A 23,142-nucleotide genomic window follows, 5' to 3' on the forward strand; every position below is an offset into this window, starting at 1 on the left:
AACCCTCGTCAGCGACCGCCGCGATAGGCCACCGACACGTCGAACTCCGACGGCATCACCTGTCCGGCGACCGCCTTCCTGACGAAGTAGCCGAAAAAACCGGTCGTCACGGCCGCGCCGAGGCCGAAGACGACGAACATCGCGCGCCCGGCGGTCGCGCCGGTCAGGGCGCTCACGGCGGCCCAGTACCCCGCGAAGACCACGAACAGGCACGCGAGGCCGAGAAGAGCGTAACCGAGGGCGCTTCCGAGGGCCGAGCGGAGACTCATAGTCCCGCATCGTCGCCCCCGCGTGAAACGGTTTGTGGGCGCAGCGGCTTCCGAGTCGTCCCCGCCTTTCGACCCTCCGACGACGCGAATGCTCGGCTATTTGATGCCTCTCGCACAACACCCGCTATGACCGCCGTCAAGGACAGCGTCCACGACTACATCTCGCTCGACCCCGTGGCCGCCGAACTGGTCGATACGCCCGCGTTCCAGCGGCTTCGACACATCAAACAGCTCTCGACGGTTCGACTCGTCTACCCCTCCGCGAGCCACACGCGGTTCGAACACAGCCTCGGCGTCTACCACCTCGCCTCCCGCGCCCTCTCGCATCTCGGCGTCGACGGCGACCGCGCCGCCCACGTCCGCGCCGCCGCGCTCCTCCACGACATCGGCCACGGCCCCTACGGCCACCAGACCGAGGACCTCATCCGCCGGCGGACCGGCCGCGACCACGACGAGATTCACCACCTGCTCGACGGGACCGCGGTCGGAGACGTGCTGACCGACCACGGTCTCGACCCGGACCGCGTCGCCGACATGGTCGACGGCGCGGGCGGCCTCGGGCAGTTGGTCTCCGGGGAGTTGGACGTCGACCGGATGGACTACCTCGTCCGCGACGCCCACCACACCGGCGTCCCCTACGGCACTATCGACCACGGCCGCCTCGTCCGCGAACTCCGGTACCGGGACGGCGAACTCGTGTTGGCCGAGGGGAACGTCCAGACGGCGGAATCCCTGCTTCTCGCCCGGGCGCTGATGAACGCGACCGTCTACCGCCACCACGTCTCCCGCATCGCGGGCGCGATGCTCGAACGCGCCTCCGAGCGCCTCGTCGACGACGGCGTGCCCATCGAGGAGTTCGTCCGGATGGCCGACCACGACCTGCTCGTCGCCCTCGGCGAGCGCGTGCCCGACCTCGGCCGCCGAATCGAGCGCCGCGACCTCTACAAGCGGGCCGTCTGGGCACCAATCGACGCCGTGCCGACCGACGTGGTCGAACTCGGTTTCGAGGGGACGCGGGCGGCCGAGCGGGACATCGCCGACGCCGCCGACGTGCCGCCCGAGTCGGTCATCGTGGACGCCCCGTCGCGGCCGCGAATCAAGGAGTCCCGGTCGCGCGTCGTCGTCAACGGCGTCGTCCGACGCCTCGAAGACGCCTCCGAACTCGTGGGCGCGCTCCGGTCGGCCGAGCGGACGCAGTGGCGACTCGGCGTCTACGCGCCCGAAGCAGTCCGCGACGAGGTGGCCGCGGCCGCCGTGGACGCCCTCGGACTTCCGGTTCGCGTGACGACGCCCGCCTGAGAGCGGAGGCATACCGCCCCACCCCAGCCCACCCCACTCTATCCCACCGACCCTTTTTCACCGATGGCGGCCGATTCACCCACAATGACGACCATCAAGGACAGCGTCCACGACCACATCGAGGTCGAGGGCGCGGCCGAAGCCCTCCTCGATACGCCGGAGATGCAGCGCCTCCGGCACATCAAGCAGTTGGGAACCGTCCAGCTGGTCTACCCTTCCGCGAACCACACGCGGTTCGAACACAGCCTCGGCGTCTACCACCTCGCCTCCCGCGCCCTCTCGCATCTCGGCATCGAGGGCGACGCCGCCGCCCACGTCGAGGCCGCGGCGCTCCTCCACGACGTCGGCCACGGCCCGTACAGCCACAACATCGAGGACGTGACCCATCGCCACACCGGCAAGTACCACGACGACGTGGAGGGACTCGTCGCCCGCGGGACCGTCGGTGAGACGCTGGAGGACGAGGGGCTGGACCCCGAACGCGTCGCCGCCTTGGTCGAGGGCGACGGCGAGTTCGGTCAACTCGTCTCCGGGGAGTTGGACGTCGACCGGATGGACTACCTCGTCCGCGACGCCCACCACACCGGCGTCCCCTACGGCACTATCGACCACGAGCGCCTGATTCGAGAGCTGACGTTCGTCGACGGCGAGTTGGTCCTCGCGGAGGGGAACGTTCAGACCGCCGAGTCGCTGCTTCTCGCCCGCGCGCTCATGAACCCGACCGTCTACCAGCACCACGTCGCGCGCATCTCGAAGGCGATGCTCCGTCGCGCGTCGGAGCGACTGCTCGACGAGCCCGACATCGACGCCGAGGAGCTTCGCCGGATGGACGACCCCGACCTGCTCGTCGCGCTCCGCCTCACCGACTCGACGAGCGCCTTCGCCGAGCGGCTGGCCACCCGCGACCTCTACAAGCGGGCCGTCTGGGCGGAGCTGCCGAACGTCCCCGACTCGATTATCGACGCCGAACACGACACGCTCGCGGCGTTCGAGCGGGACATCGCCGCCGCCGCCGACGTGTCGCCCGAGTCCGTCATCCTCGACGTGCCCTCGCGCCCGTCGATGACCGAGTCGTCGTCGCGGGTGATGGTCAACGGCGAGATGCGGCAGTTGGAGCGCGAGTCGCCGCTCGTGCAGGCGCTTCGGACCGCACAGGAACAGCAGTGGCGACTCGGCGTCTACGCCCCGCGCGAGGAGACGGAGCGCGTCGGCCGCGCGGCCGCCGACGTGCTCGGCCTCGACGCGGACGGCGCGCTCGTCGCCGAGGTCAGAAGCGGCCTCAACGCGACGCTCGACGAGTTCGAGTAGCCGCCGTCCCGAGACGGGAGGTTCAAGCACCGCCGAGACGCAGTCGAGAGCGATGCAACTCGAGGGTACGATACTCCGCGGCCGCGACTTCGACCCGGTCGAGGGGCGGGTCGTCGTCGAAGAGGGCACGATAACCGCAGTCGAGGAGACGGCGACCGAGTCGACGGACATCATCCTGCCCGCGTTCGTCAACGCCCACACCCACCTCGGTGACTCCATCGCCAAGGAGGCCGGCGAGGGGCTGTCGCTCGACGATCTCGTCGCGCCGCCGGACGGGCTGAAACACCGGCTCCTCCGCGCGGCCAGCACCGAAGAGAAAGCCGCCGCGATGCACCGGTCGCTCCGCATGATGGAGGCCGGCGGGACGGCGGCCTGTCTGGAGTTCCGCGAGGGCGGCGTCGAGGGCGTCGACGTCATCCGGCGGGCGCTCGACGGCCGCGACATCGAGGCGGTCGTCTTCGGGCGCGAGACGGCGGACGCGATGGAAATCGCAGACGGCTTCGGCGCGTCGGGCGCGCGGGACGGCGAGTTCGGCGCGCTTCGGAACGCGACCGAGGCCGCCGGAAAGCTGTTCGGCATCCACGCGGGCGAGCGCGACGCCCACGACATCAACGCCGCGCTGGACCTCGACCCGGACTTCCTCGTCCACATGGTCCACCCCGAGGCGCTCCACCTCGAGCGCGTCGAGGACAGCGAGATTCCCATCGTCATCTGCCCGCGGTCGAACCTCGTCACCGACGCGGGCGTCGCGCCGATTCGCGAACTGGTTGACCGCACCACCGTCGCGCTCGGCACGGACAACGTGATGCTCAACAGCCCCTCGATGTTCCGCGAGATGGAGTTCACCTCCAAGTTGGCGGACGTGTCGGCCGCCGAAGTCCTCCGCATGGCGACCGTCAACGGGGCCGACATCGCCGGGCTGAACTACGGCCTCGTCGAGGAGGGGCGCGACGCCAAGCTGCTGGTCCTCGACGGCGACACGGACAACCTCGCGGGCGTCGAGGACGTGGTCCGCGCCGTCGTCCGCCGCGCCGGACAGGCGGACGTGAAAGACGTGTATCTCTGAGTCGGGCGGCGGACGCATCGCCGGCTCGCGACCGCCGACCCGCGACCGTCGGCCGTTGGGCCGCGAAACGCTCACGAACGCCGACCTATTCTCGCAGTACTCCTCCCGTAGCAAAGGGTTATTACCGACCCCGAGAATATGTTATCAAGTGTCATGGTATTGTACGACCGAATCATCGTTCCCATCGACGGTTCCGCCGGCTCCGAGCGCGTCGCGGTCCACGCGGCGGCGTTAGCGGCCGTCCACGGTGCGGAACTCCACGGTGTGTACGTGGTGAACGCGGGGAGCTTCGCGGGGCTTCCGATGGAATCGTCGTGGGAGGGGCTCGACGACATGCTGCGCGCCGACGCCGAATCGGCGCTCGACAAAGTCGAGCGCGCGGCCGAGTCGCAGGGCGTCCCCGTCGAGACGCACGTCCTCGAAGGGACGCCGAGCCGCGAAATCGTCGAGTTCGCCGAGCGCGGCGAGTGCGACCTCATCGTGATGGGGACCCACGGCCGCGGCGGTATCGACCGCCTCCTCCTCGGCTCGGTCGCTGAAAAGGTCGTCCGCGCGTCGAAAGTCCCCGTCCTGACCGTTCGCATCGAGGGCGGCGACGACGCTGACGAGCACGCCGTCGAGGTGCCGGGCGAGACCGCGCCGGAGACGCCCGCGGAGGCCGAGGCGGACGCGGCCGCCGACTCGACGGCGACCGCCGACGGCGGAGAGTAGCGAAACGAGAGTAGCGGAACAGTAGAAACAGGGGTACGCGGGGTTCGGTCGCGGTCTCAGCGCCCGCCGTCGGCCGGGCGCAGGTGTTCGCAGTCGCCGGCGTGGACTCGTGTGTCTCCTTCGTTAGTTCGGACGACGAGCGTGCCGGGGTGTTCGACGTCGATTGCGTCGCCTTCGACGACGCCGCTCGCGGTGTGGACGCGGACCCGCCTGCCGAGCGTGTCCGCCCGTTCGCGCCACGCCGGGAGGACGGTGTCGAGGTCGTCGCGCAGTTCGTCGAACCGTTCGAGCACTCGCTGGACGAACGCGCGGCGCTCGATGGGGGCGGCCTCGGCGGCGACGCTCGTCGCGCCTTCGGGGAGGTCCGCGGGGTCGAGGTTGACGTTGATTCCGGGGCCGATGACGAGCCACGAGACGCGGTCGGCCTCGCCTTCCATCTCGGTGAGGATGCCGCAGAGCTTTCGGTAGCCGCGGTTGTCTGGCGTGTCGGCTACATCTGACTCTGCCGAGTCAGATGAGTTATCAATCACTTCGTTCACGATAGCGCCGTCGGACGCTGATGCGCCCGACGAGTTATCGTTCGCTTCGCTCACGATAACGTCGTTCGGCCACTTGATTTTCGCATCCACCCCGGCCTCGCGCGCCGCGTCGCAGACGGCGACGGCCATCGCCAGCGTGTACAGCGGGGCGTACGCCGGCGGTTCGTCGGGGCGGACGAGCAGGCTCATCCAGACGCCGCCGTCGGGCGCGGACCACTCCCGATTTTTCCTGCCTCGGCTGGCGGTCTGCTGGCGGGCGACGACGACCACGTCGCTCGCGCCCTCGGCGGCGAGGTCGCGGGCGCGGTCGTTCGAGGAGTCGAGCGTCTCGTGGAACTCCACGTCGTAGTCGGCGTCGAGGCCGTACTCGATTGCCGGGCCGCCGTACTCCGGCACGTCGGTGACGACGTAGCCGTCGCCGGCGCTCTCGACGCCGAACCCCTCGTCGCGGAGCGCTTCGACGTGCTTCCAGACGGCGGCGCGGGAGACGCCCAGTCGGTCGGCGAGGTCGGGCCCGGAGACGGGGCCCGCAGCGAGTGCGTCGAGGAGGGTGCGTCGCGTGTCGCTCATGGTGGTCGGTACCGGCGCACGGGAAAAGAGGTTCGCGGTTCAGCGTTGGGTTCGACGCTCCGAGCCGACTATTCGAGGACGAGCAGCACGTCGCCCATGTCGACGCTGTCGCCCTCGGAGACGAGCACCTGCGAGACGGTGCCGCCGCGCTCGGCGACCACGTCGTTTTCCATCTTCATGGCTTCGAGGATGCAGACGGTGTCGCCGGGTTCGACCTCGTCGCCCTCCGCGACTTCGACCGAGAGGATGGTCCCCTGCATCTCGGCGGTGACGGACTCGCCGTCGCCCTCGATAATCTGCTGGGAGTCGTCGTCGCCGTCGTCGCGGCGCTTGCGCGGGCCGGAGGAGTTCGAGCCGCCCGCCGAGGCGTCACCGACCGGGATGGCGGGCGCGCCGCGCTCTTCGAGGCTGACCTCGAAGCGCTTGCCGTTGACCTCGACGGTGAAGGTGCGTTCCGTGACCTCGTCGTCGTCGTCATCGTCGGCGGCGGCCTCGGGCGACCAGCGCTCGACGGCGGCCTGGATGCGGTCGGGGTCGAGCACCTCGTCGAGGTACTTCGTCGTGTGGCTCCCCTCGCGGAACGCCTCGTCGGTGAGCATCAGGCGGTGGAACGGGATGACCGTGCGGAGCCCCTCGATGTCGAACTCGGCGAGCGCGCGCTCGGCGCGGGCGAGGACCTCCTCGCGGTCCGAGGCGGTGACGATGAGTTTGGCAATCATCGAGTCGTAGTCGCCGCCGATTTCGTCGCCCTGGCGGACGGCGTCGTCCATGCGGACGCCGATGCCGCCCGGCGGGTCGTAGGTCGCGAGCGTGCCCGTCGCGGGCGCGAACTCCTTTTCGGGGGCCTCGGCGTTGATGCGGAACTCCATCGAGTGGCCCTCGATGTCCACGTCGTCCTGCGAGAAGTCGAGTTCCTCGCCGGCGGCGACGCGCAGTTGCCACTTCACCACGTCGAGGCCCGTCACTTCCTCGGTGACGGTGTGTTCGACCTGGATGCGCGTGTTGACCTCCATGAAGTAGAACTCGCCGTCTTCGACGAGGAACTCCACGGTGCCGGCGTTGGTGTAGTCGGCGGCGCGGACGCCGCGGCGGGCGGCCTCGCCGATGCGCTCGCGGAGGTCGTCGGACAGCGCCGGCGACGGGGCCTCCTCGATGACCTTCTGGTGGCGGCGCTGGAGCGAGCAGTCGCGCTCGCCGAGGTGGCGGACGTTGCCGTGCTCGTCGGCGAGAATCTGCACCTCGATGTGGCGCGGCGCTTCGAGGTATTTCTCGACGTAGACGGAGGCGTTATCGAAGTACGCCTCGCCCTCGCGCTTGGCCGTCTCGAACTGCTCGTCGACCTCGTCCTCGGAGTGGACGACCTTCAGGCCGCGGCCGCCGCCGCCGCCCTCGGCCTTGATGGCGACCGGGTAGCCGAACTCGTCGGCGACGGCCTTCACGTCCGCGGCGGAGTCGGCGGGCTCGGTCGTCCCGGGGACGACCGGCACGTCGGCGTCCTGCATGAGCGCGCGGGCCTTCGTCTTCTCGCCGAGGCGCTCCATCGCGTCGGCCGACGGGCCGACCCACGTGAACTCGGACTCCTCGACTTTCCGGGCGAACGTGGCGTTCTCCGCGAGGAAGCCGTAGCCGGGGTGGATGGCGTCGGCGTCGGCCTTTCGCGCGGCCTCGATGACCGACTCGTGGTCGAGGTAGGAATCGGCCGCGCGGGCGGGACCGATGTTGTACGCCTCGTCGGCGTACCGCACGTGCCCGCCGTGTTTGTCCGCCTCGCTGTAGACGGCGACGGTTCGGACTCCTAACTCCTCGCAGGCGCGCATGACGCGCACCGCGATCTCGCCTCGGTTGGCGACGAGAACCTTGCTGAACATTTGCGGTAGTCTTTCAGGGAACCGCACGTTATTCTATCGATTTTCCCAACGCACGTCGGTGGCCGATTCGACAGACGACGATTTACGTGTTCGACCGTGAAGGAACGGCCGAGATTACAGTTCTCTGGCACTATACGCCGCGAATACTGGTTCAAATCCAAACGGCCTTATGCGTGTGCCACACTACGACACGGGTAATGGCAGTACGAGTCGGCATCCTCGGTGCAACCGGCGCAGTCGGACAGCGATTCATCCAGCTTCTCGACGACCACCCGACGTTCGAACTCGCGGCGCTGACCGCGAGCGAAGAGAGCGCGGGCAAGCGATACGACGAGGCCGCGAAGTGGCGCGTCAACACGCCCATCCCGGACGACGTGGCCGCGATGGAAGTCGGCAGCACCGACCCCGCGGCCGTGCCCGACGACATCGACCTCCTGTTTTCGTCGCTCCCGTCGTCGGTCGCCGCCGAGGTCGAACCCGCGTTCCTCGAAGCGGGCTACGTCGTCTCCTCGAACTCCTCGAACGACCGCATGGCCCCCGACGTGCCGCTCACGATTCCGGAGATAAATCCGGAGCACCTCGACCTCATCGAGGTCCAGCGCGACGAGCGCGGCTGGGACGGCGCGCTCGTGAAGAACCCGAACTGCTCGACCATCACGATGGTCCCGACGCTCGCCGCGCTCGACCAGTTCGGCCTCGAACGCGTCGACGTCACGACCCTCCAAGCCGTCTCCGGCGCGGGCTACGACGGCGTCACCTCGATGGAGATTATCGACAACGCCATCCCGCACATCGGCGGCGAAGACGAGAAGATGGAGACGGAGTCCCGCAAGCTTCTGGGCTCGTTCGACGGCGCGGAGGTCGCGCTCCACGGCGCGGAGGTCAACGCCTCGTGTAACCGCATTCCGACGCTCGACGGCCACCTCGAAAGCGTCTTCGCGGACCTCGCCGACGACGCCTCCCCCGAGGACGTCGCCGCCGCGATGCGCGAGTACCCCGGCGTCGACCTCCCGAGCGCGCCCGAACAGCTCATCCACGTCTTCGAGGACAAGTTCCGCCCGCAGCCCCGCCTCGACCGCGACCGCGGCGACGGGATGCAGATTTCGGCCGGCGGCATCCAGTCGACCGACCACGGCGTGAAGTACAACTGCCTCGCGCACAACACGATTCGCGGCGCGGCCGGCGCGTCGGTCCTCAACGGCGAACTGCTCGCCCAAGAGGGCTGGATTTAGGCTCTCCTCGCCCGTCGGCGTCGCTTCCGGGCCGGCGCTCGGCGTCGCCGCCGACGCCGTTCCCGCTCGAATTAGACAGCGTTTTCCCCCGACGCCGACAGAGCGTGTCGCATGTCTCGTCGCGGCCTCGAAACGGGGCTCTCCGCCGGCCTGCTCGTCGCCGCGCTCGGCGGCGTCGCGTGGGCCACCGGCCAGCCGTTCGTCTTTCCGAGCCTCGGCCCCACGGCGTTCGCGCTGGCGTTTCGGCGGCGCGGCACGCGGCCCCGCTCGACTCGCATCGTCGGCGGCCACGCCGTCGGTGCCGCCGTCGGCTTCGCGGCCTACGCGCTCATCGCCTCCGGCGTGACGATTAGCCCGTCACTGTCGGTCGCATCGACGGACACGTTGCGGCTCGTCACGAGCGGTGCCATCTCGGTTGCCGCGACGAGTTGGGGGATGGTCGAACTCGACGCGGTCCACCCGCCGGCGTGCGCGACGACGCTCATCGTCTCGCTCGGCCTGCTCTCGACGCCGCAGTCGGTCGCGACCATCGTCGGGAGCGTCGTGATTCTCGTAGGGGCACATCAGGTGGCGGACGCGATGCTCACCGAGATGTACGGAGACGACCCCGCCGACATGGGCGCGAGGAGCTGAACTTCGGTCCTCGGAGCGGTACGCGAACCGGTAGATGCGGGAGAATGGGTGTGTGGTGGGTGACTGATTCCGTTCGCCACCCCGATGTGCCTCTGACAGCAGCAAATACTAACTCGTCACCGAGTTACTTATGAATTCTGTGAAACACGTTCGCACCGGGCGCGCTAGCGTCGCTCGCGCGTACTCGTGACAGTATCCGTACTCGGAGACGGTCCCCCTCGGCCGATATTCCGCGTCAAGAGACACCGGCGACGACAGGTATATGTGGCATGGTCTCAATTGACACGCTGTATCGCTATGAAGCCGTGCCACAGCTGTCAGGCGGTTATCGACGAGTACATCCTGGACAAAAAGCTCGAAGTGCTGCGCGACCTCACGGTTGACGACTTCAATCTGTGTGCGGACTGCACCACAGTCGTCGCCGATGCGTGCGTGGAATGCGGCGGTGGCGTCTATGTCCCGCGGGGCGAAACGACGGTCCCCGACTACTGTCCGGCGTGCCGCGCGGACCTCATCCGGCGGACGGGGAGCGACCCCGGCTGGACCTGCGATGCCGTCTCGACCTGAATAGCGGTTCTCGACCGATTTTTTGCGGCTGTTGCCCGTGAGTGACGAGGATTCGAGCTGTTGGTCTCGTAGTCGCTACGAGGTTTTTCTCCGACGAGAGCTGTTGTATGGCTGAAAAGGATATGGTCGAGTTCGTCGAGGAGTGGCAACGGAGCGCGTTTCTCGTCCTTGGTCCGGCGCTCGGCGGCGGCGTCTCCGCCGTGTTCGTCGGGTCGGTGCTGGCGTTTCTGGCGTTTTCGTATCTGTTCTACGGGAGAGGAGCGTCGGGTGGTGCGGTCGGCCGTCCCGTTGCCATCCGAGCCACTCAGTCGATACGTGAACGAACCACCACCGCACTCAGGTACTGCACCGCGAGGCGAGCGAAGCGAGCCCTCGCGGGACGTTTTTGGTCCAGCTTTTTGCGAGGAGACTGTCGCTCAGAGAGCGACAGTTGACGAAGTAAAAAGGTGGTATGGGACCGCTGAGAGTCGAACTCAGGTCCTACCGACCCCATCGGCAGAGGATACCACTACCCCACGGTCCCGGGGTGCATTCAAACCGATGCGTGTCTCGCGGTTAAGCCCTTCGTTTCGTCGCGGCGACGCGAGGCGCTGGCGTGCCACGGTATCGCACCGTCGTCGTGCGGTTCGAACCCCTCCGGCTCGTCGACGCTGCCCCGCGAGTACGCTTTTGTCTCTCCGCGGGCAACAACGGTGTATGACTCTGCCCCTCCAGAGCCTCCCGCTCGGACTCCTCCCGTTCGTCGCGATGCTCCTCGTCTTCGTCGCGTTGGGCGTCGCGGCCGTTCGGTGGTGGTCGATACGCCGCGGGAGCGAGTCCGAACCGTCGGCGGACCGCTCCGAGGAGTCGCACGGCTACCCGCTGGCGTCGTGGCGCTACGTCTACGACCTCGACAAATCGGACGCCAAACGGGAGGTCGCGTCGGTCAACGAGCAGGCGGAGACGCTCGCGGACGCGGACAAAAAGCGCCGGAGAAAGTAGTATCTCGCTTCAGACTAACACGGCTTCCAGCGAGACGACCTCGCCGGAGTCGGCGTCGGCGTCGCCGACGAGTTCGCCCAGACAGACGGCCGAACCGTCGTCGGTGAAACAGGCGACGAGGTCGCCGCGGGCGGCGTCGGCGTCGACGTCGAAGACGCCGGGGGCGTAGACGGGCGCGCCGTTGGCGACCTCGCGGGCCGCGCTGTTGGCGATGGTCACGGACGGGAGGTGCGACAGCGCTCGCTCGGCGGGCGAGACCACGTCGCGCAGCCACGACTCGTCGCCCTCCGCGGCGAACGCGAGGGCGTCTTTGAGGTCGTGGAGCGTCGCGAGGTCCGCGTCGTCGAAGGGGTCGGTCGCGGTCCGGCGCAGGTGGCCCATGTGGCCGCCGGTGCCGAGCGCGAGGCCGAGGTCGTGACACAGCTTTCGGATGTACGTGCCCGACTCACAGCGGATGCGCAGGAGCGCCTGTCTGTCTTTCACTTCGAGGAGGTCGAGGTCGTGGATTTCGCGGACGCGGAGGCGGCGCGAGACGGCGGACTTCCGCGGGGGCTTCTGGTAGAGCTTCGATTCGAACTCGGCGACGGTCGAGTCGATGTCGGCCGGCGCGGGGCCGTGGAGTTCGAGCACGGAGACGTACTCCTTCGAGCCTTCGAGGAACACCTGCGCCATGCGGGTCGCGTCGCCGAGGAGCGTGGGGAGACAGCCGGTCACCTTCGGGTCGAGCGTCCCCGAGTGGGCGGCGCGGTCGACGTCGGCCATGTCGCGGACCCAGCCGGTGACCTGGTGGGCCGACGGCCCCGGCGGCTTGTCGAGGTTGACGACGCCGAACGAGAGCAGGTCGGCGACGCTGCGGTGTTCGGGCGGGTCTCGGAGCATGGTCAGAAGTCGTAGCGGACGCCGTCGACCGGGTATTTGCCCTCGTCGGCCTCGGGATCGTAGGAGTCGACCGCGGCGATGCAGACGGCGGTCACTTCGTCGGGACCCCAGCGGGCGGTGTTGAGCGCGATATCGTAGATAGAGAGGTCAGTGATGTCGATGTCGTAGTAGGCGTCGTACCGCTTGGCCTCGCTCGCCTCGCGGGTCGTCGTCTCCTCGCGGGCGACGTCCACGGGCTTGCCCTCGCGGTCGGCGATACGCTCGGCGCGGACGTCGACGGGGGCGTCGAGCCAGAAACGGAGGTCTGCGGCGTCGCCGGCGAGCCAGCCGGCGAGGCGGGATTCGAGGAGCACGTCGTCGCGGTCGAGCGCGATGTCGCGGAGGCGGCGGTCGAGGTCGCGGTCGATTTGGTCGTCCTCCTCGGCGAGTTTGTTGAACTCGACGGCGGTCATGTCGCGCTCGGCGGCGAGCTCGCGGAAGATGTCCCCGCCGCTTATGTGTTCGAGGTCGAACGCCTCGGCGAGCGCGGCGGCGGTCGTACTCTTTCCGCTGCCCGGTGGTCCGGAGACGGTCAGTAACATATCCATGCTGGGTGCGGTCGGCTAAAAGGTGTTATCGTTGCCGACGACCCCTGCGGAGGGTTCTCACGGGTTCGGGCGGAGCCTCGCGGCGGCGCACCGAGGGAGCATCCGGCGGCTGATGCGCGGCTGGCGAGGGTCGGAACGGAGAGAGAAACGAGGTTGCCTCGAAGCGGGTCGATTCGACTCGAATCGCCCGGGTCGACTGTCGCCCAGTTGGCTTACGACGCCGACGGCGACATGTCGATGTTCAGGCTCTTGCGGATGATCTGGGTGAAGCCCATCGAGCAGAGGAAGTACCAGACAATCCACGCCTGCATCGGCCCGAGGACGCCCTGCTTCCACCCGACGGAGCCGACGAGCGGGAGCACGATGTTCTCGGTGACGATGTGCGGGTCGGAGCCGCCACCGACGCCGATGGCCCAGTACATCCAGAGGAACACCGGGATGGTGAGGAACATGATCCAGACCATCGGCCGGAACTGCTCTTTGAACATGCCCATCTGGTCGCCCATCGCCTCCATCTGCTCTTCTTGAATCTTTTCGAGCTCCGCGTCGTCGCCGCGCTCCTTGGCGTCCTTCTGTCGCTGTTGGATGTCCTTCATCCGCTCTTGGTACTTGCCCATCTTCTCCATGTCCATGAGGTTCGCCTGCAAGAGCGTGGAGTAGAGGCCGGTCGCGAGCGCGAGGACCATCACGACGGCGTAGAACGGGAGCATCTCGGCCAGCGGGCCGAGCGCCGCGTCCATCACGCCGCCGATGACGTTCCGAACCTCGGAGACGGAGTAGCCGAGGAACAGGCCGACGGTGACGACGGCCGCGCCCTTGTCGTACTTCGACCACGACGAGTCGCCGGTGTCGACGTCGGTCGACGAGGACGACGAGCCGCCGGAGCCGGACGTGTCGTCTTCGAGGCCGGCGCGGGTCTCCCCCGCGTCGGCGAGCCGGAACCCCTCGTCGCCGTCGACGAGGATACCCTTCTCGATGAGGCGACCCCACTGGCCGCTCGTGAGCTCGTCGCGGACGTCGGCCCACTCGACTTCTCCGTCGTCCGCCCGGTCGAGGACGGTTTCGACGGCGGCGCGCATGTCGGCGTCGGAGCCGACGAGGTCGCGCACCCGAGATTCGATTCGTGCCATTACCGGCTCTTTAGCAACCGGCTGTTATCAAGGTTTTACTCTGCGGACGACAGCGAGTGCGTCGGCGGCGACGCTGGCGCTCCCGTTTCGTCGGTGAAAAACGTCGCGCCGAACTGCGTCGATGAGGCGGTTCGCGCGTCGAGTCCGCGTTTACGCGTCGTCGACGACGGACTGGATGTCCTCGAAGACCTCGTCGGGGGTCTGTTCGCCGTCGACCTCGACGAGGACGCCCTCGTCGCGGTAGTGCTCGATGACCGGCTCGGTGTTCTCCTCGAACACCGACAGGCGCTCGCGGACGGTCTCTTCGGTGTCGTCGTCGCGCTGGACGAGTTCGCCGCCGCAGTCGTCGCAGACGCCCTCCTCTTCGGGCTGGTTGAACTTCACGTGGAAGTTCGTGCCGCAGTCGTCGCAGACGCGGCGGCCGGTGAGGCGCTCGACGAGTTCGGACTCGGCGACGTTCAGGTAGATGACCGCGTCGAGGTCGGTGATTTCGGTGAGGTACTCCGCCTGCGAGAGGTTCCGCGGGTAGCCGTCGAGGACGTAGCCGTCGGCGTCTTCCAGCGCGGCCTCGACGATTTCGTTGACGACCGCGTCGGGGACGAGTTCGCCCTTCTCCATGAACGAGCGGGGCGTCCCGTACTCGGTCTCCATGTCCTTGTTCGCGCGCAGCGCGTCGCCGGTAGTGACGTGTTCGACGCCGTAGGTCTCGGCGAGTCGCTTCGACTGTGTGCCCTTACCTGCGCCCGGCGCTCCGAGCAAGAGGATGCGCTTTGCCATATCTGACCCCATCCGGCGAGAGCATATAGTGTTGAAGATACGTACTGAGTTCTGCGACGACGATGGTCAGAGGAACAAGAAAATGTTGCTCCTTGTTCGTCGTCCTATCGCTCGCTCGGCCGCCTCACCGCAGTGTTCGGGGTATTTGTTGCCGATTTCGAAGACGGAAGCGACACGTTCAACGGCGCGGCCCTCGTGACTCCGGCAAATGCGCGATTCGTCCCTCATGCGCGACGCGCTCGGCGCGACCGCCGTCGAGCGCGCGTACAGACTGTGGTGTACGCTCGAACGCGGCTGGCGCGCGACCGCCCTCGGATTCGTCGTCGTGACCGTCCTCGCGGCGCTCGGGCCGTGAGCGCCGGGGAGGGTTCGGACGCCGGCATCGGTCGGCTCGCGCGACTCGCCCCCGGCGTCGGCGTCCTCGTCGCTCTCGCGGGGGCGGCGGCGCTCGTCGCCGGCTTCGTCCCCGGCGTCAACGCGCTCCTGCTCGGCGTGCTGTTCGGGGCCGCCGTCGCCAACACGGTCGGCGTCCCCGACTGGGCGCGCCCCGGCGTCGACACGCAGAAACTCCTCCTCGAAACGGGTATCGTCCTGCTCGGCGCTCGCATCGCCGTCGACGAACTCGTCGCCTCGGGGCCGGTGCTCGTCGCGCTCGTCGTCGTCACCGTCGCCGCGGGCGTGCTCCTCGTCGAGGCCGTCGCCGGGCGCGTGTTCGGCCTCGCCGACAAGACCGGGTCGCTCCTCGCCGCGGGCGCGAGCGTCTGCGGCGTCTCCGCGGCCACCGCCATCGCCGGCACCATCGACGCCGACGGCGAGTCGCTCGCCCACGTCGTCGCCGCGGTCCTCCTGTTCGACGCGCTCACGCTCGCCGCGTTCCCCATCGCCGGCGACCTGCTCCCGCTGTCCGGCCGCCAGTTCGGCATCTGGGCCGGCCTGAGCATGTTCAGCACCGGCCCCGTCACCGCGGCGGGCTTCGCCCACTCCGAGGTGGCGGGCCGCTGGGCGACCGTCACCAAACTCGCGCGCAACTCCATGCTCGGCTTCGTCGCCGTCGCCTACGCGGTCCGTTACGCCGGGCGCGCCGAGGAGGCCGCGACCGGCCTGTGCGCCGTCTTCGACGGCGTTCCCCGGTTCCTCGTCGGCTTCGTCGCCGTCGCCGCCGTCGCCAACCTCGGCCTGCTCTCGGACGCGACGCTCGCCACCGTCGGCACCGCCAGCGACGCCCTGTTCGCGCTCGCGTTCGTCGGCCTCGGCCTCGACGTTCGACTCGACGCGATGCGGCGGACGGGCGCGGCCCCGCTCGCCGTCCTCGGCGTGCAACTACTGACCGTCAGCGCGCTCGCGCTCGCCGCTGTCCTCGCGCTGTTCTGATGCGCCGGCGGCCGTCTCGGTCGCCGTCCGACTGACGCCGCACCCGCCCCGACGCGGGTCGCTTTTGTACCGCGCGGCTGTATCGACCCGCATGACTCGATTCGAGGCCGACACCGCCCGCGAGCGCCGGAAGCTCTTCGCCGACGCCGTGTCGGCGCACCGCGACCGCGGCAGCGCCTTTCTCACCATCGAAGCCGAGCGCCTCGACGACATCGACGGCGAGGGGCCCGGCCCGTGGATTCAGTTCGCCGACCAGACGTTCAACATGGACGTGACCGAAGCCGAACTCGACCGGCTCAAGGGACTGCTCTCGGAGTTCCCCGAGTTCCGCATCGACCAGTTGGAGAGCCCCGAGGAGGCCGAGGGGACGAACGTCCGCATCACCGCCCGCTCGGACGCCAACCGCCTCGCCGGCTTCGCGGACCGCGTCTTTCAGGCGGTCTACGGCCGCGACGAGGGCTACCGGGCGTGGGTCACCGCCGTCTGAGGCCTCCGTCTCTCCCGCGTCGATTCGCCCGACACCGTACCCCGGTTTGCGAACTTCTAAACCGATTGGCGCACAATCCCGGCACATGAATTCCCGACGGTCACGTTGTGAATCGGGCGCAGTCGTCCCCGCACAATCCCGTTCCGCCGGGCGGAACCGCTTTTGTCACACCACTCCCGTGGGTTCGACAGATGACTGAACACGTCGAACCGCTGTTCTCGCGTCCCCTGCTGCCGATTGCGAACGCGGACGACGCCGAGCTCACCTGCGCCGCGGCGTTCCCGCACATCGCCGCGGCCGGCGGTCGGGCCTCCGTCGTCCACGTCATCGAGAAGGCGGGCGGCGCGCCGGACAAAGCCAGCGTCGAACAACGCGAGGAGGTCGCCGACGAACTGTTCGATGTCGCCCGCCGCGCCGCGGACGACGCCGGCATCGACCTCCACACCGACCTCCGGTTTGCGACCGATGTCGGCGACGCCATCCTCGAAGCCGCCGCCGAGGCCGACGCAACGGCAATCGTCTTCACCCCGCGCGGCGGTCGCTCGTGGTGGGACCTGTTTTCGGGCGCGGTCCGCGACCAACTGGTCCGGCACAGCGACCGCCCCGTGGTCGTTTTGCCGGCCGGAGCGGACGACGACGGCGACGCCGGGGGTGAAACATGACCGACGAGGAACTCGCCAAAGACCTCGGACCCGTCGCCGCGCTCACCATCGGCGTCGGAACGATGATCGGTGCGGGCATCTTCGTCCTCCCCCGCGAGGCGTACGGCATCGCCGGCCCGGCCGTCGCGCTCTCGTTCGTCGTCGGCGGCGTCATCTCGCTTTTCACGGCGCTGTCGGCGTCCGAACTCGGCACCGCGATGCCGAAAGCCGGCGGGAGCTACTACTACGTCAACCACGCCCTCGGCCCGCTTTTCGGCTCCATCGCGGGCATGGGAAACTGGATGGGGCTGGCGTTCGCCTCGGCGTTCTACGTCATCGGCTTCGGTGACTTCCTCGTCAGCGTCGTGTCGATACCGGCGGTGAGTCTCGGCGTCGTCTCCCTGTCTGCGGTGCAGGTGGCCGCGATACTCGCCGGCCTCCTGTTCATCGGCGTCAACTACGTCGGCGCGAAGGAGACCGGCGCGCTCCAGGTCGTCATCGTCATCACGCTCGTCGTCATCCTGACCGCCTTCTCGATACTCGGCTTCCTCGAAGCCGACCTCACGACGCTCCGCCCGTTCGCGCCGAGCGAACTCGGCGGCTACGGCGCGGTGCTCCCCGGCACGGCGCTCGTCTTCGTCTCCTTCCTCGGCTTCGCGAAAATCACAACCGTCGCCGAGGAGATAAAGAACCCCGGCCGCAACCTCCCGCTCGCGGTCGTCGGCTCGGTCGTCATCGTCACGACGATGTACGCCATCCTGATGATCGTCATGGCGTCGGTCAAGCCGTGGCAGGAGCTGTCGGCCGCCGGTGCCGACCCCGTCGTCGAGGTCGCGCAACTCTCGTTCGAGTCCGCGCTCGGCCTCGGCGGGCTCGGGGCGGGACTCATCATCTTCGGCGGCCTCCTCGCCACCGCGTCGAGCGCGAACGCCTCCATCCTCGCGTCGTCGCGCATCAACTTCGCCATGGGCCGCGACAAACTCGTCACGGCGTGGCTCAACGAGATTCACCCGCGGTTCGCGACGCCGTACCGCTCCATCGCGGTCACGGGCTTCATCATCGTCTTCTCGCTCGTCGCCGTCGACGACATCAAGGTGCTGGCGAAGGCCGGGAGCGCACTCCACCTCATCGTCTACGGGCTTCTCAACCTCGCGCTCATCGTGATGCGCGAGTCAGACGCGCCCGACTACGACCCCGAGTTCACGGTTCCGCTCTACCCGATTACGCCGATTCTCGGTGCGGTGTTCTCCTTCGGACTCATCGCCTTCCTCGACCCCATCGAAATCGGGCTGTCGGTGCTGTTCGTCGTCTTCGGTATCGTCTGGTACCTGTTCTACGCCCGCGAGCGCACCGACAAGCGGGGCATCCTCTCGCGGTACGTGCTCTCTCGGTCGAGCGAGATGCCCGACGCCGCGGTGTCGGCGGCCTCGACGGTCCAGCCCGACGGCGGCTACCGCGTCATGGTCCCGCTTTCGAACCCCGAAAGCGAGCGCGACCTCGTGTCGCTCGGCGGCGCGGTCGCCAAGGCAAACGGCGGGACGCTCGTCGGCGTCCATATCGTGAAAGTGCCGGACCAGACCGCCCTCGAATCGGCCCGCGAGGAGTACGACTTCGCCGAGGCCGACCGCCTGCTCGAACAGGCCCGCGTCGACGCCGACGAACTCGACGTGGACATCGAGACCCACACCGTCCTCTCCCACCGGTCGTTCGAGGAGGTGTTCGACGCGGCGGAGACGTACAACGCCGACCTCGTCGTCATGGGCTGGGGCCCCGACAGCCACGGGTCGCCCGGCCGCGCCGAGAGCGCGGTCGAGGAGATGACCAACGCGCTCCCCTACGACGTGTTGGTGCTGAAGGACCGCGGCTTCGACCCCTCGCACGTACTCGTGCCGACCGCCGGCGGCCCGGACTCCGACCTCTCGGCGTCCATCGCCTCGGTCCTCCGCGAGTTCTGCGACGCGGAAATCGAACTCCTGCACGTCGCCGACGACGCGGCCGAGGGCGAGCGTTTCCTCCGGGAGTGGGCCGACGAACGCGACCTCGGGGACGCCACGCTCACCGTCGAGACCGGCGACGTCGAGGCGGCCATCGAGTCCCACGCGACCGACGCGTCGCTGCTCGTCGTCGGCGCGACGGAACGCGGCCTCCTCTCGCGGCTCGTCGGCGGAACCGTCGTCATGGACGTCGTCGACGACGTGGAGTGTTCGGTGCTCATGGCCGAACAGAGTCGCGCTCGGAGCATCAGAAAGCGCCTGTTCGGGTAGTCCGCTCCGACCCGCTCCGACCCGCTCGCGCCCCGATCCGACTCGCCCCGTTCCGCACCCCTCTCACCGCCCTTCGCCGTCCCGTCAGCCCCGCGGAACCGACTCGCTTCTCGCGGACCGCGGACGACGGCGGTCGCCAGTCGCCGCGGTACATTTGTCTCTCGCCGCCGTAGCGAGGGGTATGGCGAAGCAATCGGGGCTGTCGTGGGACGACGTGGAGCTGTCCGTCGAGGCGACGAGCCGCCGCATCGACGCGGGCGAAGTCACGCTCCACGCGGTCGAAGCCGGGCCGGAAGACGGCGAACTTGTCGTCCTCCTCCACGGCTTCCCGGAGTGTTGGTACGCGTGGGCGGACTACCTCCGCCCGCTCTCGGAGGCGGGCTACCGGGTCGTCGCGCTCGACCAGCGCGGCTACAACCTGAGCGACCGTCCCCCGGGCGTCGAGTGGTACAGCATCGACGAACTCGCCGGCGACGTGGTCGGCGTCGCGGACGCGCTCGGTCACGAGACGGCCCACGTCGTCGGCCACGACTGGGGGGGCGCGGTGGCGTGGTGGACCGCGCTGCACCACCCGGACCGGGTGCGCTCGCTCACCGCGATGAACCTCCCGCATCCGACGGTGCTCGCCCGACACCTCAGACGCGACCCGGGCCAACAGCTTCGGAGCTGGTACGTCCTGTTCTTCCAACTGCCGAAGCTCCCCGAGCTCGTCGCCCCCGTCGGCGACTGGGCCGTTTTGGAGCGGGCGATGACCGGCTCCGCGCTCCCCGGCACGTTCTCGGCGGCCGACCTCGACCGCTACCGCGCCGCGTGGTCGGTGCCCGGGGCCTACGGTTCGATGGTGGACTGGTACCGGGCGGTTGTCCGCGAGCGCCCGCGCCCCCGAGCCGAGACGGTCGAGGTGCCGACGCTCGTCGTCTGGGGAAACCGCGACCGGTTCCTCCGGCCGAAGATGGCGCGCGAGAGCCTCGCGTTCTGCGACGACGGCCACCTCAAGACGTTCGAGGAGGCGACCCACTGGGTCCACCACGAGGAGCCGGTCGCCGTCGCCCGCGCGGTCGTCGAACACCTCGACGACGCGTGGCGGACCCCGAACAACACCCCCGACGAGGCGGGCCACCGACCGGTCTGACCGCCGGAAGGCGATGTTTCTAAAGCGGCTATATTCTCCGCATCCTCGATGGAGCTATATAGGTCCATCGAGGGAACTTAGCGAGGTTCTTGTACGTCCGGCGTTCAGGTCGAACCGACGCGGGAGCAGTCCGGTGGTGGGACTTTCCATGCCCCTTCGAACCGTCTCCGCGTCTCTTCATGAGCAGGGACGGGGGACCGTCCCACCTTTCGACCGGCGAGCGACCGCGCCGACCAACCGGGCGAGCGCGACCCGCGTCGAGACCGAAACCGAGACCGAAACCGCAATCCGTCCCGGCCCCGCCGGCGACGGATGAGTACGTTCTTACTCGCGGCCCCCGGAGGACGCGTATGACCGACCTCGGAAAGGTCGACCGCGAGTTCTTCGACGAGTACATCTACCCGCGGTTGGGCGCGGCCCGCGACGACGTGGCGCTCGGCCCGACCCACGGCGTCGACTTCGGTCTCCTCGATATCGACGGCACCGCGGTCGCCATCGCGACCGACCCCGTCTCCGTGCTCCCCGCCCTCGGCTTCGAGCGCGCGGGCCGGTTCGCCATCGACATCGTCCTCTCGGACATCGCCGTCTCCGGGCTGGACCCCTCGCATCTCGCCGTCTCCTTTACGCTCCCGCCCGAGATGACCGACGACCAGTTCGCTGAACTCTGGGAAGCGATGCACGATGAGGCCGACGACCTCGGCGTCAGCATCGTCACCGGCCACACCGCCCGCTACGCCGGCTGTTCGTACCCGTGGGTCGGCGGCGCGACCGCCCTCGCCGTCGGCGACCACGACGACGTGGTCCGCCCGGACGGCGCGAAACCCGGCGACGACGTGCTCGTGACGAAGGGGCCGGGCGTCGAGGCCACCGGCCTCCTGACGACGCTGTTTCCCGACGCCTTTTCCGACCTCGACGCCGACGTGCTCGCCGCGGCGCAGGACCGACTCGACGAGACCGACGCCGTCCGCGACGCGATGACCGTCTCGGCCGCCGGCGGCCGCGGCGTCCACGCCATGCACGACGCCACCGAGTGCGGCGTCCACGGCGCGCTCAACGAAGTCGCCGGGAGCGCCGGCGTCCAACTCGAAATCGACGAGTCGAGCGTCCCGTTCCGTCCCGGCGTCCGCGAGACCTGCGAGTACCTCGGCATCGACCCGTGGCGCTCGACCACCGCCGGGTCGCTCGTCGTCGCCACGGACCCCTCGGTCACGGACGACGTGGTCGCCGCGCTCGACGCCCGCGGCACCCCCGTCGGCGTCGCCGGCACCGTCGTCGCGGGCGAGGGCGTCGTCGTCGACGGCGAGCGCATCGAACACCCCGACGTGGACCCCTCGTGGGCCGCCTACGAGCGACTCGCCCGCGAGGCCGACGAGTCGGACGCCGACGAATAAGGGGCGCCGCCTCGGCCCTCGCACTACTTGTCGCGCGGGCGCTTCAGGTCGCGTATGACTGACTCCGGCGACCCCGACGAACTCGGTGACTCCGGCGACTCCGACGAACTCGGTGACTCCAGCGACCCCGACGACCCCAGCGACTCCAGCGACCCCGCCGTCGACGCCGCCCGCGAGATGGACGCGGCGGACCCGCTTTCGGACCTCCGCGACCGCTTTTTCGTCCCCGACGGCGAACTGTATCTGGACGGCAACTCGCTCGGCCCGCTCTCGGTCGACGCGGAGGCGGCGCTCGACCGCGTCGTCGACGAGTGGCGCGACCTCGCCATCCGCGGGTGGACCGACGCCGACCCCGAGTGGTTCAGCTACGGCGAGCGACTGGGCGACCGACTCGCCCCGCTCGTCGGCGCAAAGCCCGAGGAGGTCGTCGTCGCCAACTCCACGACGGTCAACATCCACGCGCTCGTCGGGACGTTCTACGACCCCGCCCGCGGCGAGAAAATCGTCGTCGACGACCTCGACTTCCCGACGGACCACTACGCGATTCGCGCGCAACTCCGGGCGGCCGGCCGCGACCCCGACGAGGCGCTCCGCGTGGTCGAGAGCCGCGACGGGCGGACCATCGAGACCGAGGACGTGCTCGACGCCGTCGACGACGACGTGGGGATGGTGTTTCTCCCCTCGGTCCTCTACCGGAGCGGTCAGCTGTTCGACATCGAGACGCTCACCGAGGCGGCGCACGAGGCCGGCGCGCTGGCCGGCTTCGACCTCGCGCACTCGGTCGGCGCGGTCCCCCACAGCCTCTCCGAGGTCGGCGTTGACTTCGCCGTCTGGTGTCACTACAAGTATCTCAACGCCGGCCCCGGCTCCATCGCCGGCCTCTACGTCAACGAGCGCCACTTCGGCGTCACGCCCGCGCTCGCCGGCTGGTGGGGCAACGACAAGGAGACGCAGTTCGACATGGCGATGACCTACCAGCCGGCGCAGTCGGCCGGCGCGTTCCAGTCCGGGACGGTCCCGGTTTTGTCCGCGGCCCCCCTCGACGGCGCGCTCGACATCGTCGAGGACGCCGGCGGCGTGACCGCCCTCCGCGAGAAGTCGCTGGCGCTCACGGACTACCTCATCGACCTCGTGGACGAGCGACTGCCCGAGTGCGAGGTCGGCACGCCGCGTGACCCCGCGGCCCGCGGCGGCCACGTCGCGGTCGAACACCCCGAGGCCTACCGCGTCAGCCTCGCGCTCAAGGAGCGCGGCGTCGTCGTCGACTTCCGCCGGCCCAACGTCGTCCGCGTGGCTCCCGCGCCGGCGTACGTCGGCTTCGAGGACGTGTACCGGGCGGTCGAGCACTTCCGCGAGATTCTGGACGACGGGGAATACGAGGCGTTCGAGAGGCAGCGCGGCGGCGTGACGTGAGGGGCGCGCCGGCGGGGTGTCGGTCGC

Annotated in this window: 23 protein-coding genes and 1 tRNA gene; 16 read left to right on the top strand and 8 right to left on the bottom strand. The window is 69.0% G+C overall.

The genetic code is table 11. The features are described from left to right. Positions 1 to 8: 8 nt before the first annotated feature. Positions 9 to 269: a hypothetical protein gene (locus E4P24_RS12575; RefSeq protein WP_004062505.1), complete on the bottom strand. Its 261-nt coding sequence runs from the start codon at positions 267 to 269 to the stop codon at positions 9 to 11. 126 nt (positions 270 to 395) lie between these two features. On the opposite strand from E4P24_RS12575, the gene E4P24_RS12580 reads away from it, so the two are divergent. The 4 genes from E4P24_RS12580 (at position 396) to E4P24_RS12595 (ending at position 4,653) form a co-directional block, all read left to right on the top strand. Beyond that, entirely contained in the window at positions 396 to 1,568 is a 1,173-nt protein-coding gene (locus E4P24_RS12580) for an HD domain-containing protein (protein WP_004062504.1), read from the top strand. A gap of 84 nt (positions 1,569 to 1,652) precedes the next feature. After that, on the top strand, positions 1,653 to 2,876 hold the full coding sequence (locus tag E4P24_RS12585; protein WP_115802917.1) for an HD domain-containing protein: 1,224 nt from the start codon (positions 1,653 to 1,655) through the stop codon (positions 2,874 to 2,876). A 52-nt stretch (positions 2,877 to 2,928) separates the two neighbouring features. Next, positions 2,929 to 3,942, top strand: coding sequence for an amidohydrolase family protein (locus E4P24_RS12590; protein WP_115802916.1), 1,014 nt, complete (start codon positions 2,929 to 2,931; stop codon positions 3,940 to 3,942). Between the two features lie 153 nt (positions 3,943 to 4,095). Further along, positions 4,096 to 4,653, top strand: a complete 558-nt coding sequence (locus E4P24_RS12595) for a universal stress protein (protein WP_188148546.1) — start codon at positions 4,096 to 4,098, stop codon at positions 4,651 to 4,653. A 56-nt stretch (positions 4,654 to 4,709) separates the two neighbouring features. Here E4P24_RS12595 and E4P24_RS12600 read toward each other — a convergent pair whose 3' ends face one another. Together E4P24_RS12600 and pccA are read right to left on the bottom strand one after the other, a co-directional pair. Further along, entirely contained in the window at positions 4,710 to 5,762 is a 1,053-nt protein-coding gene (locus tag E4P24_RS12600; protein ID WP_188148547.1) for a biotin--[acetyl-CoA-carboxylase] ligase, read from the bottom strand. A gap of 68 nt (positions 5,763 to 5,830) precedes the next feature. Further along, on the bottom strand, positions 5,831 to 7,630 hold the full coding sequence (gene pccA, locus E4P24_RS12605) for a propionyl-CoA carboxylase biotin carboxylase/biotin-carboxyl carrier subunit (protein WP_115802914.1): 1,800 nt from the start codon (positions 7,628 to 7,630) through the stop codon (positions 5,831 to 5,833). 197 nt (positions 7,631 to 7,827) lie between these two features. Here pccA and asd point away from each other — a divergent pair, with 197 nt between their 5' ends. From asd to E4P24_RS12620, 3 genes are all read left to right on the top strand, one after another. Then, entirely contained in the window at positions 7,828 to 8,862 is a 1,035-nt protein-coding gene (asd, locus tag E4P24_RS12610) for an aspartate-semialdehyde dehydrogenase (protein WP_188148548.1), read from the top strand. Between the two features lie 111 nt (positions 8,863 to 8,973). Continuing rightward, positions 8,974 to 9,495 (top strand): HPP family protein, encoded by a 522-nt coding sequence (locus tag E4P24_RS12615; protein ID WP_188148549.1) that lies wholly within the window; start codon positions 8,974 to 8,976, stop codon positions 9,493 to 9,495. A 297-nt stretch (positions 9,496 to 9,792) separates the two neighbouring features. Beyond that, a complete protein-coding gene (locus tag E4P24_RS12620) occupies positions 9,793 to 10,062 on the top strand; it encodes a hypothetical protein (protein ID WP_004042445.1) in 270 nt (89 codons plus the stop codon). Between the two features lie 452 nt (positions 10,063 to 10,514). On the opposite strand, the gene E4P24_RS12625 is transcribed toward E4P24_RS12620, so the two are convergent. Then, positions 10,515 to 10,585: transfer RNA gene (locus E4P24_RS12625), tRNA-Pro, on the bottom strand. A gap of 173 nt (positions 10,586 to 10,758) precedes the next feature. On the opposite strand from E4P24_RS12625, the gene E4P24_RS12630 reads away from it, so the two are divergent. Beyond that, positions 10,759 to 11,043: a hypothetical protein gene (locus E4P24_RS12630; protein ID WP_004042450.1), complete on the top strand. Its 285-nt coding sequence runs from the start codon at positions 10,759 to 10,761 to the stop codon at positions 11,041 to 11,043. Positions 11,044 to 11,052: 9 nt separating this feature from the next. On the opposite strand, the gene E4P24_RS12635 is transcribed toward E4P24_RS12630, so the two are convergent. From E4P24_RS12635 to E4P24_RS12650, 4 genes are all read right to left on the bottom strand, one after another. After that, positions 11,053 to 11,922 carry an RNA-guided pseudouridylation complex pseudouridine synthase subunit Cbf5 gene (locus tag E4P24_RS12635; RefSeq protein ID WP_004062460.1) on the bottom strand — a complete coding sequence of 290 codons (870 nt, stop codon included), beginning with the start codon at positions 11,920 to 11,922 and terminating at the stop codon, positions 11,053 to 11,055. Positions 11,923 to 11,924: 2 nt separating this feature from the next. Next, positions 11,925 to 12,503 carry a (d)CMP kinase gene (gene cmk, locus E4P24_RS12640; protein ID WP_006601431.1) on the bottom strand — a complete coding sequence of 193 codons (579 nt, stop codon included), beginning with the start codon at positions 12,501 to 12,503 and terminating at the stop codon, positions 11,925 to 11,927. Positions 12,504 to 12,721: 218 nt separating this feature from the next. Beyond that, positions 12,722 to 13,639, bottom strand: a complete 918-nt coding sequence (locus tag E4P24_RS12645; RefSeq protein WP_004042456.1) for a DUF106 domain-containing protein — start codon at positions 13,637 to 13,639, stop codon at positions 12,722 to 12,724. 150 nt (positions 13,640 to 13,789) lie between these two features. Next, positions 13,790 to 14,416, bottom strand: coding sequence for an adenylate kinase (locus E4P24_RS12650; protein WP_004042457.1), 627 nt, complete (start codon positions 14,414 to 14,416; stop codon positions 13,790 to 13,792). Positions 14,417 to 14,624: 208 nt separating this feature from the next. Here E4P24_RS12650 and E4P24_RS12655 point away from each other — a divergent pair, with 208 nt between their 5' ends. The 8 genes from E4P24_RS12655 to kynU all read left to right on the top strand — a co-directional run bounded on the left by E4P24_RS12655 (position 14,625) and on the right by kynU (position 23,115). Continuing rightward, a complete protein-coding gene (locus E4P24_RS12655) occupies positions 14,625 to 14,771 on the top strand; it encodes a hypothetical protein (RefSeq protein WP_158543169.1) in 147 nt (48 codons plus the stop codon). Further along, complete coding sequence (locus E4P24_RS12660) at positions 14,768 to 15,787, top strand: putative sulfate exporter family transporter (RefSeq protein ID WP_188148550.1); 1,020 nt, start codon at positions 14,768 to 14,770, stop codon at positions 15,785 to 15,787. The genes E4P24_RS12655 and E4P24_RS12660 overlap by 4 nt, the downstream gene beginning before the upstream one ends. Positions 15,788 to 15,878: 91 nt before the next feature. Continuing rightward, positions 15,879 to 16,274 carry a hypothetical protein gene (locus E4P24_RS12665; RefSeq protein WP_004042461.1) on the top strand — a complete coding sequence of 132 codons (396 nt, stop codon included), beginning with the start codon at positions 15,879 to 15,881 and terminating at the stop codon, positions 16,272 to 16,274. A gap of 191 nt (positions 16,275 to 16,465) precedes the next feature. After that, positions 16,466 to 16,936, top strand: coding sequence for a universal stress protein (locus E4P24_RS12670; RefSeq protein ID WP_188148551.1), 471 nt, complete (start codon positions 16,466 to 16,468; stop codon positions 16,934 to 16,936). Continuing rightward, positions 16,933 to 19,179: an amino acid permease gene (locus E4P24_RS12675; RefSeq protein ID WP_115802903.1), complete on the top strand. Its 2,247-nt coding sequence runs from the start codon at positions 16,933 to 16,935 to the stop codon at positions 19,177 to 19,179. Before E4P24_RS12670 ends, E4P24_RS12675 begins: the two co-directional genes overlap by 4 nt. A 181-nt stretch (positions 19,180 to 19,360) precedes the next feature. Next, a complete protein-coding gene (locus E4P24_RS12680; protein ID WP_115802902.1) occupies positions 19,361 to 20,311 on the top strand; it encodes an alpha/beta fold hydrolase in 951 nt (316 codons plus the stop codon). Between the two features lie 350 nt (positions 20,312 to 20,661). After that, positions 20,662 to 21,702, top strand: coding sequence for an AIR synthase family protein (locus E4P24_RS12685; RefSeq protein ID WP_188148552.1), 1,041 nt, complete (start codon positions 20,662 to 20,664; stop codon positions 21,700 to 21,702). A 54-nt stretch (positions 21,703 to 21,756) separates the two neighbouring features. Then, positions 21,757 to 23,115, top strand: a complete 1,359-nt coding sequence (kynU, locus tag E4P24_RS12690; RefSeq protein ID WP_115861862.1) for a kynureninase — start codon at positions 21,757 to 21,759, stop codon at positions 23,113 to 23,115. Positions 23,116 to 23,142 lie beyond the last annotated feature (27 nt).

This window comes from Haloferax sp. AS1, from assembly GCF_014530665.1.
GTDB lineage: Archaea > Halobacteriota > Halobacteria > Halobacteriales > Haloferacaceae > Haloferax > Haloferax volcanii.

Bases quoted from the DNA above. Each gene is read 5' to 3' on its own strand.
- E4P24_RS12655 (WP_158543169.1), top strand. From the start codon at position 14,625: ATGCGCGATTCGTCCCTCATGCGCGACGCGCTCGGCGCGACCGCCGTC.
- E4P24_RS12575 (WP_004062505.1), bottom strand. From the start codon at position 269: ATGAGTCTCCGCTCGGCCCTCGGAAGCGCCCTCGGTTACGCTCTTCTC.
- E4P24_RS12685 (WP_188148552.1), top strand. From the start codon at position 20,662: ATGACCGACCTCGGAAAGGTCGACCGCGAGTTCTTCGACGAGTACATC.
- E4P24_RS12680 (WP_115802902.1), top strand. From the start codon at position 19,361: ATGGCGAAGCAATCGGGGCTGTCGTGGGACGACGTGGAGCTGTCCGTC.
- E4P24_RS12595 (WP_188148546.1), top strand. From the start codon at position 4,096: ATGGTATTGTACGACCGAATCATCGTTCCCATCGACGGTTCCGCCGGC.
- E4P24_RS12675 (WP_115802903.1), top strand. From the start codon at position 16,933: ATGACCGACGAGGAACTCGCCAAAGACCTCGGACCCGTCGCCGCGCTC.
- asd (WP_188148548.1), top strand. From the start codon at position 7,828: ATGGCAGTACGAGTCGGCATCCTCGGTGCAACCGGCGCAGTCGGACAG.
- E4P24_RS12635 (WP_004062460.1), bottom strand. From the start codon at position 11,922: ATGCTCCGAGACCCGCCCGAACACCGCAGCGTCGCCGACCTGCTCTCG.
- kynU (WP_115861862.1), top strand. From the start codon at position 21,757: ATGACTGACTCCGGCGACCCCGACGAACTCGGTGACTCCGGCGACTCC.
- E4P24_RS12645 (WP_004042456.1), bottom strand. From the start codon at position 13,639: ATGGCACGAATCGAATCTCGGGTGCGCGACCTCGTCGGCTCCGACGCC.
- E4P24_RS12615 (WP_188148549.1), top strand. From the start codon at position 8,974: ATGTCTCGTCGCGGCCTCGAAACGGGGCTCTCCGCCGGCCTGCTCGTC.
- E4P24_RS12585 (WP_115802917.1), top strand. From the start codon at position 1,653: ATGACGACCATCAAGGACAGCGTCCACGACCACATCGAGGTCGAGGGC.
- E4P24_RS12630 (WP_004042450.1), top strand. From the start codon at position 10,759: ATGACTCTGCCCCTCCAGAGCCTCCCGCTCGGACTCCTCCCGTTCGTC.
- E4P24_RS12620 (WP_004042445.1), top strand. From the start codon at position 9,793: ATGAAGCCGTGCCACAGCTGTCAGGCGGTTATCGACGAGTACATCCTG.
- pccA (WP_115802914.1), bottom strand. From the start codon at position 7,630: ATGTTCAGCAAGGTTCTCGTCGCCAACCGAGGCGAGATCGCGGTGCGC.
- E4P24_RS12650 (WP_004042457.1), bottom strand. From the start codon at position 14,416: ATGGCAAAGCGCATCCTCTTGCTCGGAGCGCCGGGCGCAGGTAAGGGC.
- E4P24_RS12590 (WP_115802916.1), top strand. From the start codon at position 2,929: ATGCAACTCGAGGGTACGATACTCCGCGGCCGCGACTTCGACCCGGTC.
- E4P24_RS12600 (WP_188148547.1), bottom strand. From the start codon at position 5,762: ATGAGCGACACGCGACGCACCCTCCTCGACGCACTCGCTGCGGGCCCC.
- cmk (WP_006601431.1), bottom strand. From the start codon at position 12,503: ATGTTACTGACCGTCTCCGGACCACCGGGCAGCGGAAAGAGTACGACC.
- E4P24_RS12580 (WP_004062504.1), top strand. From the start codon at position 396: ATGACCGCCGTCAAGGACAGCGTCCACGACTACATCTCGCTCGACCCC.
- E4P24_RS12665 (WP_004042461.1), top strand. From the start codon at position 15,879: ATGACTCGATTCGAGGCCGACACCGCCCGCGAGCGCCGGAAGCTCTTC.
- E4P24_RS12670 (WP_188148551.1), top strand. From the start codon at position 16,466: ATGACTGAACACGTCGAACCGCTGTTCTCGCGTCCCCTGCTGCCGATT.